Raw genomic sequence first — 18,917 nt, 5'->3', positions numbered from 1 at the left:
TAGATATTATATCGCCACTTTTTTTAAATAGCAAACTATTTTTTCACTTCGCTAAATATTAAAATACTCATTACAATTCCCTTCCAAGACTTACAAATACACGCAAAATAGACTACTGAATTATTTTTTAAATTGTAGTATACTTATTAATTATTTTGATTTTTCTAATAAAAATTCCAAAGGTGACACAATGTTCTATATAAAACAACTACTACACTTCACTTACGAGCAAGCATTATCTTGCTTATTCCCAGTCGTTATTTTCTTAACACTAGCCCTTTCAAAAATCGTTTCAATCCCAGGGTTATACCGCTATGATTTCATACTCATCGTATGCCTTCTTATGCAGTGGATTATGTACAAGACTGGTCTTGAAACAAAAGACGAACTAAAAGTAATTACCATCTTCCACCTCATCGGCCTTTTACTAGAAATATATAAAGTACATTTCGGTTCATGGAGTTATCCCGAAGAGGCATATTCGAAGGTTTTTGGAGTTCCGCTTTACAGCGGTTTTATGTATGCGAGTGTCGCGAGTTACATATGTCAAGCCTGGAGAAGGTTGCATTTAAAAATGCATCATTGGCCGAAAACTATTTTTACCGTGCCATTAGGAGCAATGATTTACTTCAATTTTTTTACGCATCATTTTCTATACGATTTTAGATGGTTCTTAACTTTACTTCTATTCATCGTTTTCTTTCAGACATTTGTGGAATTTTCATTACGAGGCGTTACATATAAAATACCACTCGTTCTCTCCTTTTTCCTTATCGGATTTTTCATTTGGATTGCAGAGAACATCGCAACATTTTTCGGTGCATGGCAATATCCAAATCAACGGGAAGCATGGAACCTCGTTCACTTAAGCAAAATTAGCTCATGGTTTTTATTAGTTGTTATTAGTATTATGATTCTTACGCAACTCAAATATTTGAAGCAATCAAAAAGATAATGCTAATTATGTAAAAACAGTTAGCCCATCACTCATTAGAGAGTGATGGGCTTTTTTTAGTAATATTTTTTAAACCGACCTTATCAAAGGAATTATAATTTACAAGAGTATAAGCAGTTGCACATTATGAACTACTACTAGCAGAAGATGTTGCTGCAGATGAAGCGGCAATCGTTGCCATCATGGCTGCCTGTTGTGCTTGTATGAGGACTTCTATCATTGTTTGTAAACCTGTGTTGGTAGCTTTACTTTCCTCACCTTTCTGACTTACGAACAGTTGAATAGCAATAAGAATATTTGTATCTGTATGCCAACGGAACAATTTATCCCCCTGCAATTTTTCAATAAATGCTCGAATAGAATGAATCTCTTTTTCTCCATCCTCGAGTAACGCTAGTAGCCCGATAGCTGGGTAATGCATCTGTTTTACTTTTACCTTTTCTTGCTTTAACAAATTCCATATATTTGTGCATTTTGCAACTAATAGTTCTTCCCTGACCTCCTTCTTTAATGAAAGAATATGACTCAAGAATTGAAGATCATTCCCTTTACGCAAACCAGCTGTCGCTAGTTTCTGATAAAGACGTTCCACTCGGTCCATAAGTGTTTCTACATGCTCTGATTGTCCTGCTAATAAAACTGCGAGCGGATAATCATTTGTACTTGTAAGAAAGAGATGATCCTTTTTCATGCGTTTATATACTTGCATCGAACGCTGAATGTGCGCGCCATGCTGTTCATCTTCTTCTGTCAAAAGCACAGCTGCTGCGAGATAAGTAAATATACTCCGGCTAAAGCCACCAGTGACCAATTGTTCATATAAATCTAAAAACGTCCGAAAAGCTTTCTTGTAATCTGTAAAGTGAATATCTAATGTTGCGGCCACTACAAAACGATGATAAGACTTTAAGTATGAAAACATCCCTACCTGATTCTTAATATAACTACTAATTTCTAAAAAACGTCCGAGATCAAACAATTTATCACTACCTGCATACATAGCAGCAATCATCATTCCTGTTCGAGAATCACTCGTTTTCCATTTTAGTTCTCCCTTTAACTGTACATATGTATGTTTATATTGCTCCAACTTTTTCTCTAATGTAATCATAGTATTCACCCCTATTTCTAGTTCTTCTCTATCATTATACGTATATTCCATATTTAGGAATACTATAATTAATAATCACAACATAAAAAATCCTCTAATCCTTCAAGAAGTTATACAAAAAAGGTAGATAATAATTTATCTACCTTTTTTGTATATATTATTTAACATTACAACTGTATTGCTTGTTATATGCAATTAAGACTAAAGAGCTTTAATAATACGTTCCATCGCCTTCATTTGCCCAATATGATCAGCTTCATGATAAAGCATCATACCGTAAAGCTCCCCTACTGTTTCCAATCCTAGGAATGGCTCTGGCAGTTTATTTTCAAATGCTTCTGCTGGAATTTCGTTAATACGTTTTGCTTGTTCTTTTAATTGAGCCGTTAACACTTCTAACGATGGTCCTTCTGTCGTCCATTTTGATGGTCTTGATCCATATCCAAACATACCTGGATATTCAGTTGGCAATTGTTTAAATTCTCTTCCGAACATGAAAGTCTCTGCTGCTGTTAACACGTGTCCAATATGCCAACGAATTGTATTGTTAAAACCCTCTGGCTGCGTATCCACAGTTTTATCATCTAACGTTTCCATAAATTTAAGTAACGCCCCGCGCGTTATTTCAAATTGTTTTAAACCCACTAGTCTATTCATTTTATCGTTCCCCTTCTTGATGTACAATTTATTATGAACTAAGAATGTTCAACTTATTAAAGTTTCACCTTGTTTAATCTATCAGAAACAAATAAGAAATACATCTAATATGCTTATTAAAAATAATAAAAAGGTTCACTCCTCGTAAATATAGAATTACTTACTATGTTAATAAAAGAGGAGTGTACTTGCATGTTACATATTTTAAAACAACAATATAATCTTATTAGCGCTACAAGAGAAACTCTATTTTCGTTTTTGGAAGAAATCCCAGTAGAAAAATTACATAGCACTGTTCCGAATTTCGGGAGCGGTAGCATTATAAAGACACATATTCATGTAGCCGATTGCTATCGATACTGGATTGGGTCATTCGCATTCAAGCAAAAAAGAGCAGATTTTTCATTTGCTAGCGATTACGAAATTGAGCATGCAGATGTCGCGAAAGTCCGTGCTAGATTTAAATTAGTAGATGAGACTGTACAACGTTTTTTAGATGAATACAATGACCGTTGGCTCGAAAATATAGCAAATGAAGTGAAATGGCAAAGAGAACCTTGGAGCACAACTCCGCTATGGCTTTTAACTCATACAGAGACTCATGAGTTTCATCATAAAGGACAAATTGTATCAATGGCTAGGCACCTTGGATATACTCCTCCTGATACAGACCTTAGTTAATACATTCGTGTTCATTTAAAAGCGGAATGAGCAGCAAGAATAATAGTATGATCAAAAAACTCTTTGATACATTTTGTTGTGTATAAAACATTTATTATTTGTTTTAGGTATACCATGCCATTATAAAATTCATGTAACATCGAATTAAGATTCATATTTTTTATGTAACTCATTGAAGAAAGTTAAGTATTTATACATTCAATTACTAACTAAAGGAGAAAATTATAATGAGATTAGAGAGCGAAGGAATTTATTTAAGGCCTCTTTGTCAGCTAGATGCTCCTATTATATTAGAAAGTACAATGGATGATGAAATAAGATATATGACTGGAACTAAGTCCACTTTTTCATTGGGGCAAATTACGAAACATATAGAACATATAAATAATGATTCAAGTCGCTATGATTTCGCTATTTGTTTACAAAGTACTGACGAGATGATTGGAGAGTTGTCGATTTTAGATATCGATGAGGAGAACAAAAGAGCAGGATTCAGAATATCAATGCTTTCAATAGCATTAACAGGACAAGGCTATGGAACTGAAGCTATTAAAATAGTTTTAAGATTTGTTTTTGAACAACTATCATTAAATCGTTTACAGTTAGAAGTATTTAGCCATAATTTAAGCGGAATTAAAGCTTATGAAAAAGTTGGTTTTGTAAAAGAAGGAACCTTACGTCAATCTTTATTTTATAACGATACATACTCAGATGAAATTATTATGGCCATACTTAAAAGCGATTATATAGAGAGACCTTTGTAAATGGATGCACTTAATCTATTAAACAAATTTAAAGAACCTTACCACAATAAAATGCAGTAAGGCTCTTTCATTTTTATATCAAATAACAGCTCTTAAAACATGTATAATCGTATCAATACCAAATAGTCTCCGCATAATTATATGCATCACTATTCGGAATTGCATGTTTCCCCTGCGCTTGTGCCTTTCTTGGATCTAAATCATATACCATTGGCGTATAGCATGATGTTTGCCCTTTATTTACAACACCATTTCCTCCAGCACTTCCGCAAGTGTATGCCTTTCCATCTGTTTTTCTAACAATCCTTGCATCAGCTTCATTATTATAAATTGCCAGGCAAGTTACAGTAACTTTTGCCCATGCTGTCTTACATGTCGTGCTAAATTTTAATTCTACATAAGAATTTGAATCAATCCACTTCTTTTCTTTCGTTACTGCGGATTGATCACAGCTATTATAATAAGGACTTTTCCCATCATATGAATGGTCTTCTGCGTATGCTTTATCATTGTTGGTCGTACTAAACACACTAGTTACGATGAGCAATGCCAGACAAAGACATGCGCTTACCTTTTTAAAAAGCTTCATAGAATTCCACTCCTTTATTAATAACGTCCAGTTTTCCCGTAGCCGTTATTAATCGTCACCGCTTCGGCATCAGCTGTATAACCAAAATCAGCAGTTAAATCAAACACCATTCCTGTATACGTACTCGTTTGTCCTGTTTTTATTGCTCCATTGCCACTATTAGAGTCTACTGATTTTTGGAATACACCATTTTTATATTTATTAATAACAGCGTAAGCATATACCCCTCCAGAAACAGAAGGAGCTGGTTGATCTAAAACAAGCTTAGACCATGCTGCATGACATTTATTACTGTAACGTAAATACACTGTTCCTACTTTTTTACTACCTTCATAAACTGCTGTAGACTTTGCATTAAATCCATCTGCATCACACGTCGTACTTCCCCCGTATACTTTCGTTGTTGCTGGATTTTTCCCGTCATAATAACTACTTAAATCAGTAGCTGCAAATGTACTTTCTTGAAAACTAAATAATACACCTATACTTGCCGCACTTAACACGCATACTTTCATTAACTTTTTAAACATTTTAAATTCCTCCTCACAATAAGTACGTATACTAAAGACAAGCTATACTGCTATGTAAGTCCTCCTTTCACGCTTCCTAGAGGCATCTTACAGAAACGAATAAACGTTGTAAATTCCCTTATGATTATTGGAATATACGAAGAATTTTACTTATCCTTGTAAGAAAAAAAGTTGAGAAATACACATTTTATAGCATTCTATATTTAAAACATAAAAGAACCGATACTTGTTATATTCAAGCATCGGTTCTTTATACAAAATTGTCATTTTTTCTTTTATATAAAATAAATATTTCTCCACTTAATCCGTTACAAAAAACTCCCTCGTTACATCAATAAATTGTCGCAGTGGCACTGTCATCCATTTGTCTTTATGCCAAGCGATTTGCGTATAAATCGGAGAGATTGTATTTTCTAAATGTAACTCTTTTATCGTCCCCTCTCGTATATCTTTTTCTACTACTATTGCTGGTAAAACGGCTATGCCTAAATCTGCAATAACACATTGTTTAATTGCTTCAACACTAACAAACTCAATTTTATTTGCTGGATATACATCTTCCCCGCGAAATAGCTCTTCAAATAAAGTCCGATACGAGCAGCCTAATTCTGTTAGTAAAAGTGTTTCACTCTCTAAATCTTTTATAGAAACTGAAGATTGTTCAAGTAAACGATGCCCTGGAGCAACTACTACTTTTAATTCTTCTTTCATAAGTGGTTCCACATGTAAAACATCTTCTGTTTTACACTCATCCAAAATAAATGCAAGATCTACTTTTCCCTCCATCAATTGTTCCTTCGCATCTTTATTGGAATGTGCTGGTTTAAATATAAGTTTTATTTTTGGGAATTGTATTTTAAACCTCTTTAATATAGAAGGCAGTCTGTATGTACATTGACTTTCTTGTGCACCAATTATTAACGTACCTGCTATTTCCTCATCATCTTTCACAGCCGTCTTCGCTGCGTTACTAAGTGCGATTATCTTGTCCGCATATAGTTGAAACTTTCTTCCTGCTTCAGTTAAGAAAAGACGTTTCCCTAATCTCTCAAATAGTGGTGTACCGAGCTCAGCCTCTAATGTTTTAATTTGTGCTGTAACGCTCGATTGGGCAAAGTTTAATTTCTTCGCAGTTTGTGTAAAGTTCAAAGTATCTGCTGCTACTTTAAATGTAATTAATTGTTTTATCTCCATTTATCATCCTTCTTTTTCAATCGGTATTTTCGATTGATTTCATCGAAATAATCCTCTTTGTCTATTGATATTTATATTGTATGATAAAGAGCATCGACAAACAATAAAATGGAGGTATTCCATATGAAAGCACTTTGTTTCGAACAGTTTGGAAGTCCAGATGTACTACAATATAAAGAAATAAACGATCCAACCATAAACCCAAATGAAATTCTAGTACGCACGAAAGCAATCGGATTAAACTTCGCTGATATTTATAGACGCCGCGGTGATTATCATCTCGCTGGCAATCCGCCTTATGTATTAGGTTATGAAGGAGCTGGAATTGTTGAAAAAGTAGGAGCTGACATTACTACTATCAACCTAGGAGACCGTATTGCATTTGCGGACGTCCCATTTGCAAATGCAGAACTAGTTGCCGTTCCATCAGAAAAAGCCATCCTACTTCCGGATTCTATTTCTTTTGAAACAGCCGCTTCTGTCTTATTACAAGGATTAACTGCACATTATTTAACGCAAGATAGCTATCAAATAAAACAAGGTGATACAGCTTTAGTACACGCTGCAGCTGGTGGCGTCGGTCAACTTCTCGTTCAAATGATTAAACTATATGGCGGAAAAGTAATTGGTTTAACGTCATCAAAAGAGAAAGCAAAGATAGCTACATTAGCTGGTGCCGATCACGTATTTTTATATACTGAAGAATGGCATACGAAAGTACTTGAAATGACTAATGGAACTGGAGTAAATATTGTATATGAATCAGTAGGTTCTACATTAGAGGAAAGTTTTAACGCTACTAAAATTGGCGGTACTGTCGTATTTTACGGAATGGCTGGTGGTAATCCTGCTCCAGTTGATCCGCGTATGCTTATGGATACTTCAAAAACTTTAACTGGCGGAGACCTTTGGAACGTGCTTACTACTTTTGAAGAACGTAAGCAGCGCTCTACTCAATTATTTGATTGGATCACTAGCGGAAAAGTAAACATCGCGAGTCCTACTACATTCTCTTTACAAGATGGTGCTCTTGCACATAAATTATTAGAGAGTAGAAAAAGTACAGGAAAGATTTTATTAATTCCATAATCATTCCAATAAGAAAAGGAAGCTAGATTTCTCTACCTTCCTTTTCTTATTTCTATTGGAGATTTAATTATATTTCAACACTTTCTTTTCCTTTTGCAACATAACTCATATCTCCAACAGACTCGACTGTGTATGTTCCATCTTGATATACAATTTTCGTCACACTAGCATTTTCCACTCCAAGTTTTGTTTTGCTACTGTCTAACATTTCTATTAAGGTAGTAATCAAAAGCCCATGAACGACAACTAAAACGTTACCGCCACCATTTCCAGCAGCTTCTTCACTAATTTTATCTATCTCTGTTTTTATACGAGTAGAAAATAAGTCCCAATCTTCCGCCTGTTTCGTAGGATCTGCTACTCTAATAAGATTAATCACTTCTTGAATAGAAAACTTCATAAGTTCTTCTGGTGATGCAACGCCTGCAGCTTTTCCAACCACATCCCACATATTCTCAAGTTTTTCACCTTCAAAAATACCGAAATTTAATTCTCGCAAATCTTTTCTTTGCTCAAGTTTTAATTTTGATTGCTCACTATATTTTAATACTAAATTAGCAGTTTCAATTGCGCGGCCGCTATCACTACTATATGCATTCATAAAATGAATATCTTTTAATCCTGTTCCTAAATTTGTGGCAACTTCAACACCTTTTTCTACTAAAGGAGAATCTGCCCAACCTTGCGCGCGATGATTCGTATTTAATATTGTTTTACCGTGTCTTGTAACATATAACGTCACTACATTCTCATTGCTATCTGTTTCTCGCTTATTCATTTCATTCTCTCCCTTTACGTTTCTATATCAATTTTACCACCTCAATTATTCATTGAGCAAAATATACGTCAGTAGATCCGCTTAATAAAAAAAGCTATCTTTCTGTATATCCATACAAAAAGATAGCACCTTTTATGATTACATTTCTTAACCGGTACTCCTACTCAGCAAAAGCACTCGAATATTGTACAATTCCTTCTACACCTAGAAGAGCATTTTCTGTTAATTCCTTTATCATAAATACCTCTTCAGGCACTTCAAACGGTGCTTTTATATTCCACTCACTTGCTTTCTTAAAACCAAATTTCGGGTAGTACTCTGGATGTCCTAATACTACAACTGATCCGTATCCAAGTTCTTTCGCTTTTTCTAAAGCAGCCGTAATCAGTTTTCCACCAATTCCTTTCTTCTGATGGCCCCTAGCAACTGAAACTGGTGCAAGTGCTAACGATTCTACAGAAGTTCCACATTGTTCTATTGTAATTTTCGATAACATAATGTGACCAACTATATCTTCATCTACCGCAACAATTGATAACTCCGGAACAAACGCGTCACATTCTCTAATACGTTTTACAAGTTCATGTTCTGTTTTATCACTAAATTCTTCAAGTGAAAATGCCTCTTTTACGACTTCTTCTGTTTTTCTACAATCGTTTTTTTGTTCTTGTCTAATCGTTACCATTTTAACTTATCCTCTATTCTTTCTTATTTCTTTTTGAATTTTACGAAGTGCTTTTTTCGATCCGCGCTCAATATCGTGTTGCATTTTTCTTTCTTTATAATCAACAAATAGTGTATTTAAATCGTATCCTTCTGGATATAACTCCTTCGCTGCTACTTCTAAAGTAATACGTTTTACATTTACTTCAACGAATTCACCGTTATAATATACAACAACGTTATAAAAATTATCTTTTTCCTTATAGATGATACCAAAATCATCATGATCCAATAAATTAACACGATCGCCGATTTTGTACTCATAATGAGATTCTCTTTTTTCTTGTACGAATTTCGGTTTTCTAATTTTACTTTCATTCACTTTTTCTAAAGCGTACTCTTTATTTCCCATGTACTCTTTCGCCCTTTTCAGTACATGTTCTTTTACGTTCATTTTATTCGCAATCCAAAGTGCATTACTTTCTCCTGATTTTCCGATAACTAATTTATAAAGCGGCTCTAACGTTTCACTATTAAACTGCATCGCTGCATTCATAAAGTCATCATGCATTTCTGAGAATCGTTTAATTTCTCCGTAATGCGTACTCGCAACGGTAATACATCCCGCAAAGTACAACTCTTCTAAAATAGAAATTGCAAGTGCTGCACCTTCATTTGGTTCTGTACCGCTCCCTATTTCATCAAATAAAAGTAACGTATTATTATTTGACATCCTCATAATCTCAGAAAGATTTTTCATATGAGATGAAAATGTACTTAGTGCGTTTTCAATACTTTGATTATCACCAATATCTACAAATACATTTTCGAAAATAGCGATTTCTGTCCCTTTATCTCCTGCAATATGAAGACCTGACATTGTAGCTAATGTTAACAATCCAATTGTTTTTAACACAATTGTCTTTCCGCCCGCATTCGGCCCTGTAATAATTAAACTACGATACTCTTGACCAATTTTAAAATTTAAGGGTACAACTTGCCCTGTTAAAAGCGGATGCTTACAATTCACTAAATGAATGTAGCCATGATCATTTAACTTCGGTTCTATTCCATCAATCGATTTACTAAACTTCGCTTTCGCAAATACCATATCATACTGACTAATTAGCTCCATGTTAATCTTTATACTATAAATATTTTCTAATACCATCCCTGATAAAGTCGCTAAAATTTGATATTCTTCAACCGCTTCTTCTGCTTTCAAACCTGCTAGTTCTGCATTCAATTTCGTAACCGTATGCGGTTCTATAAATACAGTAGAACCTTTTGCCGAGGCTTCAATAATACTTCCGGCAACTTGGTTTTTATAGGAAGATTTAATTGGAATCGTATAACGGTCATCCTTTTTACTAATAAAGAATTCCTGAATGAATTTCTTATTTGCACTACTATTTAAAAACTTCGTTAAACGTTCTTTTATTTTCCCATCTACAGAATCGATATTATTTCGAATTCGTTTTAACTCTTTACTTGCAGCTGCATCAATACTATTTCCTTTAATTGAAAAGTTAATTTCCTCTTCAATACTTTTATATTCAGTCATTGAATTTGCATAAGAAGCTAATACTGGTGCAAAAAATTCTTTATCTAACATAAACTTTTTAATCTTTCTACATCCACGTAAAAAGTCTGAAACACTTACTAATTCTTCTGGATCTAAAATCATCCCTTTTTCTAATTTTTGAATTGTACTAGCAATATTAGAAATGCCGAAGAAAGGAACATGCCCTTCTGCATCTAATATAGCTCGTGCTTCTGTCGTTTCATTCAACCGATTTCTCACTACTTTTATACTCGTACTCGGCTCTAATTTGTTTAATAATTCCTTACCTAATCCACTAACACAATAAGATTTCACTATATCCTTTAATTCGTTATATTGTAACTTTTCAAAAGTCATCGTATTCATTTTGTTTCTCCTCACTATGATTGATTTTTATCATAAATGAAGATACCTACTCATTAGATTCCAATGAGTCATATATAAAATTCCATAATTATACAATAAAAACATATACAAAAAAGCTGCGGGGATACCGCAGCTTTTACATTTACAAGGCATGTGTAATAACATATGAGGAAATAAGCCATAAAAAATAGATGGCAGTCCCTTATTACACGCTTTATAAAGTATTGTAGGTATCTTCATAGGTTTTGAAATAAATGCATGACAAAATTAGGGGTATGATGTACATAAAAATCCCTTGGTCTTATCCGATTTATTTCATTAAATTTTTCCTATTTAATACCTACCGCACTCACAAAAAGCACCTCTCATTAATTTATATTATAGTCATTGAAATCTAATTTATTGAAATCATCATACTATATGTTACGTGAGAAGTAAAGGTGTCATACTTTTATAACTATACAGAATGTAAAAAGGAAGAGGAAAACTTATATTTCAGTCTACCTCTTCTTTTTCATCACCAAATTATTGTTGAACATATATGGAAACTGATCCTCCACTTACTTGGAACTGCCCCCATCCGTCCTTATTAATTGTTACAGTATTTGTTTGATTACCCGTAATATCATACCATACTTCCCCTGCGTTATTCTTTCCAACATCCATCCACTTCGCCCCTCCTGGTCCATCAGAGATTAATGTTGCTAAACCAGAATTAGCATGTACACTATCACCTTCTCTTGTCCAGCCAATCACATCTGGATGATCAAAATAATCACGTTGCGTACCATATGCAAAGTTTTTTCGTGCCGTCAAAATCGGATCAATTTTGTCCTTTAACGCTGGAATTTCATAGTTACTATTTCCTTTTGTACCATAGTAATCACCATAGAAAACAGAAGGATACCCCTCTGCACGCGTTAAAATAAATGCATATGCCAGCGGTTTGAACCAAGGGCTCACTACAGATTCCAATGACTGACCAGGCTGTGAATCATGATTTTCAACTAGAGTAACCGCAAGTGTAGGATGATTCGCAACTACCGTTCCTTTTAAAATATTTCTCATATCATAATTTCCATTTCCTGTTGAAGCATAATGAAAATTATAATGAAGTGGTGCATCGAACACAGATTGATTATAATTAACCTTCGCTAAATAATTATTTAAAGTCTGGATATCATTTTGCCAATATTCAGCTACTGTAAACATTTCTTTCCCTGTTTGCTGTCTAACGTGATTTACCCAATCACGCAAATATTCATGATCAATATGTTTAACAGCATCTAAACGAAAACCATCTAAATTTAATTCATTCGCATACCACGTTCCCCATTTTTTCATTTCATTCGCAACATCTGGATGATCAAAATCAAGATCCGCATACATCAAATAATCATAATTCCCATTCTCGCTAGATACTTCCCAGTCCCATGCTTTACCTATGCCCCTAAATTTATAAATTCGGTTTAATTTCCTTCCTTCATCCCAATCCGTTCCGTCAAAATGATACCATTTCCATTTGAAATTAGAATAAGAATCTCCACGCCCTGGAAAGTTAAATCCCGTCCACGCACTAATTTCATAATCACCTGATACTTCATTATTTCGATTGCTCGGGTCTACCTCAACTGCTGTGACAGTTTCTGTATAATCAGCCCCACCTTTATGATTCATAACTACATCACCGTATACATCGATGTTTTTCTTATGTAAAGCGTCAATTGCAGATTTCAATTGTGCTTTCGTCCCATATTTCGTCCGCACTGTGCCCTTTTGATTGAATTCCCCCAGATCATATAAATCATATGCTCCATATCCTACGTCATTTTGCGTAGTTCCTTTATATGCAGGTGGTATCCAAACAGATGTAATTCCTTTTTCCGCTAAATTTTCAGCATCAGTACGCAAACGATTCCAATGATTCCCATCATTCGGAGAATACCACTCAAAATACTGCATTAACGTTCCATTGTTAACTGTGTCTGCATATGCCTTACTCCCCTCATATATACTAGGTAAAAACATAACAACTGACAATCCGACTATTGTTATTCTTTTAAACATCTGTACACCATCCCTTTCCAAGAAAGCGTTTGCATAGTTTATCAGAATTATTATAATATTCGTCCCACCGTTAGTAAAGTAGCAATCTCTCACTCTCCCATATTATTTTTAATCTAATTTCAAATATTCAACGTAGTTTTCATTTCACATCCTATTCAAGATTGTTTACAATTTACCTATAAAAGCATAACGGAGGGATTTCGATGACAGACTTTCAAAAACAATTTTTCGCACGATTACATATAGAAGAAAAAGACACAGTTTCATTTGAAGATTTATCTAACATTATGTACGCAATGGCACAAACTGTTCCTTTTGAAAACTTAAATATTCTCGAAAAGAATTTTAAAGAAATATCAAAAGAAAATTTGAAAGAGAAAATTTTAGTAAATAACCGTGGCGGTCTTTGTTATGAACTCAATCCTACTATGTATTACTTCCTGAAAGATTCTGGATTCGATGTTCATCTCGTTTCAGGAACAGTTTATAACGCTGCAAACTCCATATGGGCTGTTGATTCTGGCCATATCGCAACCGTTTTAACACATCATAATGAACTTTATTTAATTGAAGTAGGATTCGGATCATACTTACCTCTTGCCCCTGTCCCTTTCTCAGGTGAAGTCATTCACTCTGCTACAGGAGATTATCGTATTCGTAAAGAAATGACCGAAAAGGGAAACTACATTTTAGAGATGCGGAAAAACAATGAGTTCTTGGATCAATCTTCTGCTGATGATTGGACGTTAGGCTATGCATTTTATATAGAAGAAGTGGATGAAGAAAAAGCAAATACAGCACAAAAAATTATCGTTGAACATGAAGGATCACCCTTTAATAAAGTACCTCTTATTGTAAAACTAACTGAAGATGGGCATGCCTCTTTAACGAAAGATAGCCTTACAGTAGCGAAAAATGGTAAAAAAACGAAAGAAACCGTTACAGACATGCAATATACAAACCTTTTACATTCAAAATTCGGAATTACACTATAAGTAAGTAAGCCTTGTTATTTTAGCAAGGCTTTTCAATTTTCAGCAGGGATTTTTTGCAATTTGTTGTATTTCATAGTTATATAGAAATATAACTACATGTTTAGAAAGGAAATGATTATGACAGAACTTAAAGATCGATTACAAGTAGCTGATATAGAAAAATGGGATTTAACAGACATTTACCATACAATTGAAGATTGGGAAAGTGATTTTCATAAAATTGAAGTATTAACGAAGGAATTACAAGAATTTAATGGCAATATTCACGATGGCAATAGTTTATTAGCTTATTTAACGAAGAGTGAAGAAATTTCTAGCATAATATCTTTAATGTTCGCTTATGCACGATTACAATCTGACCTTGATACACGCGATACTGACGCGCAATCTCTTGTCGATAAAGTATCACAATTACACGTGAAAGTAAGTGCAGCGAAATCTTTCTTTTCCCCCTTCTTACTTAGCATAGATGAAAACACATTACATTCTTACATAGAAGATACAGAAGGCTTACAATATTATAAAGAAGACTTATTTGAATTATATCGTTATAAAAAACACGTATTGAATAAGGACCAAGAAGCAATTTTATCACAAATGGGTGAAGCTCTTTCTTCTCCACAGCACACATTTGGTATGTTAAATAATGCAGATATATTATTTGGTGAAGTGACGACTGACGATGGAGAAAAAGTGAACTTAACACGCGGAATGTATGCAAAGTTAATAGAAGATACGAATCGTGAAAAGCGTAAAGAAGCTTATAAAGCATATTACAAACCATATGTTCAGTTAAAGAATTCCATCGCATCTACTTTATCCGCTGCTATTAAAAATAATGTTACTGTTTCGAAATTAAGAAACTATCCATCAGCGCTAGAGAAATCATTATTTGGCGATATGGTTCCGAAAGAAGTATATGAAAACCTAATTGATACAACGAAAAAAAACATTCAAACATTACATACATACAATGAAATTCGAAAAGAAAAATTAAACGTAGATGAACTAAGACAATACGACTTAGGCGTCGATTTAGTGGAAGGTGCAAAACAAGACATCCCATATAGTGAAGCATTTGACATTATGATTTCATCACTAGCTCCTTTAGGAGAAGAATATATTGAGACATTAAAAAGTTTTAAAGATAAAAGATATATAGACGTAAGAGAAACACCAGGAAAACGTTCTGGTGCTTATAACTTTGGTGTATACGGCGTTCATCCTTTCATTCTTTTAAATCATCACGATGATTTAAACAGCCTGTTCACTCTTACTCATGAATGCGGTCACGGTATGCATACGCACTATTCACATGGATACCAACCAAGAATTTCTGCACATTATTCTATCTTTGTCGCAGAAGTCGCTTCTACAGTAAATGAAGTGTTATTAATTCACTATTTATTAAAAGAAGCAAAAGATACGGACGTGCGTAACCATTTAATTAACCATTTTATTGAGAAATTTAAAGGTACTTTCTTTACACAAATTATGTTTGCAGAATTTGAAAAAATTACACATGAAATGGCTGAACAAGGTAAACCATTAAATGCACAAGTCTTCAGTGAAATTTATGAAAAGCTATTTAAAGAATATAACGGTGATTCACTTGTATTTGATGAAGAAGTAAAATACGGATGGGCTAGAATCCCTCATTTCTATCGCCCGTTTTACGTATACAAATATGCAACTGGATTCGCATCTGCCATTCAAATCGCTGATAAACTATTAAGTGGTGATCCGAATGCTCAGAAAAATTATATTGAATTCCTGAAAGGTGGAAGTTCTGACTATCCACTAAACTTATTGAAAAAAGCTGGTGTTGATTTAACTACGCCAGAACCGATTGAAAGTGCATTGAAACAATTCACTCAACTTGTTGAAGAGTTTTCAACATTATAAAAAGCATGCAGAGTATATGCTCTGCATGCTTTTTATTTGAATTACTCTATTCTATATGCTGCTGCGTCACACAGTGAATCATACCACCATATGCATACAATTCATTAACATATATACCGATAATTCTTCTCCCTGGAAATTGCCCTTCAATGATTTGAATCCCTAACTTATCATGTTCATCACCGTATATAGGTACCAATACGACTTCATTGCCAATGTAAAAATTCAAGTAAGACCCTTTACAGTCTGCTTCTTTTACCACTTTTCTTGTTACTGGTACTGGAATGAGCTGAAATGGCTTTCCATCTATATTTTTCGCTTGCCGCAATTCTTGATAATGCTTTTCGTACGCCTCCAAAAGGTATGGCTCTCCTTCATCGAAAGGATCATATTCATACAGTATCGTATTTTCATTTACAAACCGTGCTGCGCCATCAATATGATAATCCGTATCTTCATCATAATTATCTTCTCCACGTATACCAGTTATCCATATAAAATTTGTTACTCCTAAATATTTCGTTAACTCCATTTCAATTTCTTTCTGACTTAGTGTGGGATTTCGATTTTCATTTATAATAGACGTTTTCGCCGCCATTAAGGTCCCGTTGCCGTTTATCTCAATTCCCCCACCCTCTAGACAGACACTAGATTCAACTTTTGGAATGCGATACATTTCACTTATTTTATTCGGAATATTAGCGTCGTTTTCGTACGGATATTTATCTCCCCAACCATTAAATATCCAGTGCGTTAGATAGCGGTTCCCTTCTTTATCTTTTACAAAGATTGGTCCGTTATCTCTTATCCAAATATCATCAGTTTCTTGAATTAAGAAATCAATTTTATTCATATTCACGTTAGCTTCCATTAACTTCGATTGGACATGTATTTTTTCTTCTTCATCACATACAACAATATGGACATTTTCTCCATAGTGAAGCTCCTTTGCCATCGATATCCAAATATCATCTAACTTAGCTCTGTAACCTTCACCCCTATGTGTTTTATCATGTGGCCATTGGAGCCATGTACCTTCATGTTTCTCCCATTCCGCAGGCATATAATACAAACTATTTTCTATATTTCTCATACGTGTTCACCCCTTATATGAATGTATGTCCAGTCTATACTTTGACATCGTGTTAAGGTCAACAGGAATATATTCATTTACTTGTAGCAACTTTATAAGGTGACTCTTTATTTCTCCTTGTGATGCACTACTTCTCCTTGTAAAACCGTCACTAAAACTTTCGCATTCGGAATCTTATCGGCACTCATTTTAGTAATATCTTCATTTAGTAATACCATATCAGCTGATTTGCCTACTTCAATCGAACCTGTAATGTTATCAAGACCTAGCGCTTTAGCTGGCTTAATTGTATAGGCATCAATAGCTGCGTATACATCAGACAAGCCCTTTTCATCAATGCTTAATGCATTTGAAATCGTCACAAGTGGATTCAGTTCGTTTACATCCCAATCACTACTAAGTGATACATTCGCACCGGTTTTCCAAATTCGCCCTAACGGCATAATTCGTTTCATTTGCTGATTTGTAAAATACGTACTTGCCCAGCTTTGTTTTGGATCTTCCGCAAAATCATGACCTACTTGAAAATCAGTGCTAATACCTAACTTAGCAAAACGATCTATATCACTATCTTCTACCATTTCCACATGCGTAAGTGTATAAGGCTGGTTTACACCTTCTTTTTTCGCTGCTTCAATCGCATTTAAACTCTCTCTTACCCCAGCATCTCCAATTGTATGAATAAGTGCACCGTAACCAATTTTATTTAATTCGGTTAACCACCATTTCATTTTTTCTTCTGGAATATAATTCAACCCATACGGAGTTCCTGTAAACCATTCAAATTTATATTTTTCTAGTGTTTTAGCAGTGCTATTAATACTAATTCCATCACTATACATTTTCACTTGATTAATAAGCATACGGGATGACACATCATCACGCTTAATTTTTTTGAAGTACTCCATTTGTTCTGCTTCGTTTAAATTTGGATATACCCATGGTCGAAGTACTACGCGTGACGTTAGCTTTTTTTCGTCATTTACTTTATTCCAAACGTCTAACCAGCCTCGCTTCCAATAAAGACGTCCATCACCAACTGTAGTAATACCATTCTTTGCAACCTCATCTAAACCGTCTAATAAACCTTCATAATTTTTTTCAAACAGATTTGGTTGAGAATTCCATGCTTTTTCCATCACGATATCTCCTGCTGTATCATAAAGAACACCAAACGGTTCTCCTGTCTCGGAATCCCGAATAATCCTTCCACCTTGTGGATCTTTTGTATCTTTATTTATTCCAGCTAACTCGAGTGCCTTTGAATTAACCCATACAGAATGGGAGGTTCTTTCCATAATTAATACTGGATTATTAGGAAATAACTCATCAAGAACTTGTAATGGGGTTTGTTGCTCTGATTTTTCGTCCATATCTTTTAACAACGCTTCCAAACTGAACCCCGTTCCACTTATCCATCCGCCATCTTTCACACCTTTTTTACAAGCCTTTAAATACGAGCGTTGTTTTTGCAGAGAAGCATCTGGTGAAACACTACAATTTCCTGCTGCTGGTGATTTTGCTTCAAATATATGATTATGATTGTCCACAAAACCAGGAAGGATAAAACGTCCTTGTAAATCCAACACTTTCGTATCTTCATTTATAAATTCCTCTACATCCTTGTTTGAACCAACAAATATAATTTTCCCCTCTTTAACGGCTACAGCCTCTACGATGTCTTGCTTTTCATTTGAAGTATAGATTGTACCATTTTTAAACACTACATTTTTAGGTAGCTGATTAGGTAGAACAGCGCTACCACTCTCACCTTCTCCTACTCCAGAAGTACATGCGGAAATCCATACCATACTTAGAATCAGACAAATAATCATGATTATTCTTCTCATATTCTCTCTCCTTTTTATTATGATAAATTGCTTTCACACATAGAATAAGGATTGACATAATGTTAA

General features: G+C 34.4%; 17 protein-coding genes. 6 read left to right on the top strand and 11 right to left on the bottom strand.

The features are described from left to right. Window positions 1-190 precede the first annotated feature (190 nt). Window positions 191-955, top strand: coding sequence for a DUF817 domain-containing protein (locus tag M1D66_RS10080; protein ID WP_086385103.1), 765 nt, complete (start codon window positions 191-193; stop codon window positions 953-955). Window positions 956-1,079: 124 nt separating this feature from the next. On the opposite strand, the gene M1D66_RS10075 is transcribed toward M1D66_RS10080, so the two are convergent. Then, entirely contained in the window at window positions 1,080-2,117 is a 1,038-nt protein-coding gene (locus tag M1D66_RS10075; protein ID WP_140335666.1) for a DUF4003 domain-containing protein, read from the bottom strand. Window positions 2,118-2,267: 150 nt separating this feature from the next. Further along, the gene (locus M1D66_RS10070) at window positions 2,268-2,723 is read right to left on the bottom strand and encodes a DinB family protein (protein ID WP_001081123.1); all 456 of its coding nucleotides are present in this window, start codon (window positions 2,721-2,723) and stop codon (window positions 2,268-2,270) included. A gap of 192 nt (window positions 2,724-2,915) precedes the next feature. Here M1D66_RS10070 and M1D66_RS10065 point away from each other — a divergent pair, with 192 nt between their 5' ends. Together M1D66_RS10065 and M1D66_RS10060 are read left to right on the top strand one after the other, a co-directional pair. Then, window positions 2,916-3,404, top strand: coding sequence for a DinB family protein (locus tag M1D66_RS10065; protein ID WP_086385101.1), 489 nt, complete (start codon window positions 2,916-2,918; stop codon window positions 3,402-3,404). A gap of 227 nt (window positions 3,405-3,631) precedes the next feature. Further along, window positions 3,632-4,168, top strand: coding sequence for a GNAT family N-acetyltransferase (locus M1D66_RS10060; RefSeq protein WP_086385100.1), 537 nt, complete (start codon window positions 3,632-3,634; stop codon window positions 4,166-4,168). 112 nt (window positions 4,169-4,280) lie between these two features. Here the strand turns inward: M1D66_RS10060 and M1D66_RS10055 are convergent, their stop codons facing one another. From M1D66_RS10055 to M1D66_RS10045, 3 genes are all read right to left on the bottom strand, one after another. After that, the gene (locus M1D66_RS10055; protein WP_242555226.1) at window positions 4,281-4,757 is read right to left on the bottom strand and encodes a DUF2690 domain-containing protein; all 477 of its coding nucleotides are present in this window, start codon (window positions 4,755-4,757) and stop codon (window positions 4,281-4,283) included. Between the two features lie 17 nt (window positions 4,758-4,774). After that, window positions 4,775-5,287 (bottom strand): DUF2690 domain-containing protein, encoded by a 513-nt coding sequence (locus tag M1D66_RS10050; protein ID WP_086385099.1) that lies wholly within the window; start codon window positions 5,285-5,287, stop codon window positions 4,775-4,777. Window positions 5,288-5,587: 300 nt separating this feature from the next. Then, window positions 5,588-6,481 (bottom strand): LysR family transcriptional regulator, encoded by an 894-nt coding sequence (locus M1D66_RS10045; RefSeq protein WP_086385098.1) that lies wholly within the window; start codon window positions 6,479-6,481, stop codon window positions 5,588-5,590. Between the two features lie 123 nt (window positions 6,482-6,604). On the opposite strand from M1D66_RS10045, the gene M1D66_RS10040 reads away from it, so the two are divergent. Then, entirely contained in the window at window positions 6,605-7,570 is a 966-nt protein-coding gene (locus M1D66_RS10040) for a quinone oxidoreductase family protein (protein ID WP_153595147.1), read from the top strand. 67 nt (window positions 7,571-7,637) lie between these two features. On the opposite strand, the gene M1D66_RS10035 is transcribed toward M1D66_RS10040, so the two are convergent. The 4 genes from M1D66_RS10035 to amyS all read right to left on the bottom strand — a co-directional run bounded on the left by M1D66_RS10035 (window position 7,638) and on the right by amyS (window position 13,008). After that, window positions 7,638-8,348: a histidine phosphatase family protein gene (locus tag M1D66_RS10035; RefSeq protein ID WP_016123107.1), complete on the bottom strand. Its 711-nt coding sequence runs from the start codon at window positions 8,346-8,348 to the stop codon at window positions 7,638-7,640. Window positions 8,349-8,508: 160 nt separating this feature from the next. Further along, window positions 8,509-9,033: a GNAT family N-acetyltransferase gene (locus tag M1D66_RS10030; RefSeq protein WP_000256457.1), complete on the bottom strand. Its 525-nt coding sequence runs from the start codon at window positions 9,031-9,033 to the stop codon at window positions 8,509-8,511. A gap of 6 nt (window positions 9,034-9,039) precedes the next feature. Beyond that, complete coding sequence (locus M1D66_RS10025; protein ID WP_001095187.1) at window positions 9,040-10,941, bottom strand: endonuclease MutS2; 1,902 nt, start codon at window positions 10,939-10,941, stop codon at window positions 9,040-9,042. Between the two features lie 525 nt (window positions 10,942-11,466). Beyond that, window positions 11,467-13,008, bottom strand: coding sequence for an alpha-amylase (gene amyS, locus M1D66_RS10020; protein WP_000476411.1), 1,542 nt, complete (start codon window positions 13,006-13,008; stop codon window positions 11,467-11,469). A 203-nt stretch (window positions 13,009-13,211) separates the two neighbouring features. Here amyS and M1D66_RS10015 point away from each other — a divergent pair, with 203 nt between their 5' ends. Further along, the gene (locus tag M1D66_RS10015; RefSeq protein WP_000129193.1) at window positions 13,212-14,003 is read left to right on the top strand and encodes an arylamine N-acetyltransferase family protein; all 792 of its coding nucleotides are present in this window, start codon (window positions 13,212-13,214) and stop codon (window positions 14,001-14,003) included. Window positions 14,004-14,120: 117 nt separating this feature from the next. Further along, complete coding sequence (pepF, locus tag M1D66_RS10010) at window positions 14,121-15,908, top strand: oligoendopeptidase F (RefSeq protein ID WP_000137548.1); 1,788 nt, start codon at window positions 14,121-14,123, stop codon at window positions 15,906-15,908. Window positions 15,909-15,954: 46 nt separating this feature from the next. Here the strand turns inward: pepF and M1D66_RS10005 are convergent, their stop codons facing one another. Then, window positions 15,955-17,001: an agmatine deiminase family protein gene (locus tag M1D66_RS10005; RefSeq protein ID WP_086385096.1), complete on the bottom strand. Its 1,047-nt coding sequence runs from the start codon at window positions 16,999-17,001 to the stop codon at window positions 15,955-15,957. Window positions 17,002-17,108: 107 nt separating this feature from the next. After that, the gene (locus M1D66_RS10000) at window positions 17,109-18,851 is read right to left on the bottom strand and encodes an amidohydrolase (protein ID WP_086385095.1); all 1,743 of its coding nucleotides are present in this window, start codon (window positions 18,849-18,851) and stop codon (window positions 17,109-17,111) included. Between the last annotated feature and the right edge of the window lie 66 nt (window positions 18,852-18,917).

Source organism: Bacillus sp. PK6-16 (genome assembly GCF_056530295.1).
The sequence above is the reverse complement of the archived record's forward strand: the minus strand, read 5'-3'. Positions and strand labels throughout refer to the sequence as shown.

Coding starts and splice junctions, on each gene's coding strand:
- M1D66_RS10045 (WP_086385098.1), bottom strand. CDS start 6,481: ATGGAGATAAAACAATTAATTACATTTAAAGTAGCAGCAGATACTTTG.
- M1D66_RS10065 (WP_086385101.1), top strand. CDS start 2,916: ATGTTACATATTTTAAAACAACAATATAATCTTATTAGCGCTACAAGA.
- M1D66_RS10080 (WP_086385103.1), top strand. CDS start 191: ATGTTCTATATAAAACAACTACTACACTTCACTTACGAGCAAGCATTA.
- M1D66_RS10025 (WP_001095187.1), bottom strand. CDS start 10,941: ATGAATACGATGACTTTTGAAAAGTTACAATATAACGAATTAAAGGAT.
- M1D66_RS10015 (WP_000129193.1), top strand. CDS start 13,212: ATGACAGACTTTCAAAAACAATTTTTCGCACGATTACATATAGAAGAA.
- M1D66_RS10040 (WP_153595147.1), top strand. CDS start 6,605: ATGAAAGCACTTTGTTTCGAACAGTTTGGAAGTCCAGATGTACTACAA.
- M1D66_RS10035 (WP_016123107.1), bottom strand. CDS start 8,348: ATGAATAAGCGAGAAACAGATAGCAATGAGAATGTAGTGACGTTATAT.
- M1D66_RS10000 (WP_086385095.1), bottom strand. CDS start 18,851: ATGAGAAGAATAATCATGATTATTTGTCTGATTCTAAGTATGGTATGG.
- amyS (WP_000476411.1), bottom strand. CDS start 13,008: ATGTTTAAAAGAATAACAATAGTCGGATTGTCAGTTGTTATGTTTTTA.
- M1D66_RS10075 (WP_140335666.1), bottom strand. CDS start 2,117: ATGGAATATACGTATAATGATAGAGAAGAACTAGAAATAGGGGTGAAT.
- M1D66_RS10005 (WP_086385096.1), bottom strand. CDS start 17,001: ATGAGAAATATAGAAAATAGTTTGTATTATATGCCTGCGGAATGGGAG.
- M1D66_RS10070 (WP_001081123.1), bottom strand. CDS start 2,723: ATGAATAGACTAGTGGGTTTAAAACAATTTGAAATAACGCGCGGGGCG.
- M1D66_RS10055 (WP_242555226.1), bottom strand. CDS start 4,757: ATGAAGCTTTTTAAAAAGGTAAGCGCATGTCTTTGTCTGGCATTGCTC.
- M1D66_RS10060 (WP_086385100.1), top strand. CDS start 3,632: ATGAGATTAGAGAGCGAAGGAATTTATTTAAGGCCTCTTTGTCAGCTA.
- M1D66_RS10050 (WP_086385099.1), bottom strand. CDS start 5,287: ATGTTTAAAAAGTTAATGAAAGTATGCGTGTTAAGTGCGGCAAGTATA.
- pepF (WP_000137548.1), top strand. CDS start 14,121: ATGACAGAACTTAAAGATCGATTACAAGTAGCTGATATAGAAAAATGG.
- M1D66_RS10030 (WP_000256457.1), bottom strand. CDS start 9,033: ATGGTAACGATTAGACAAGAACAAAAAAACGATTGTAGAAAAACAGAA.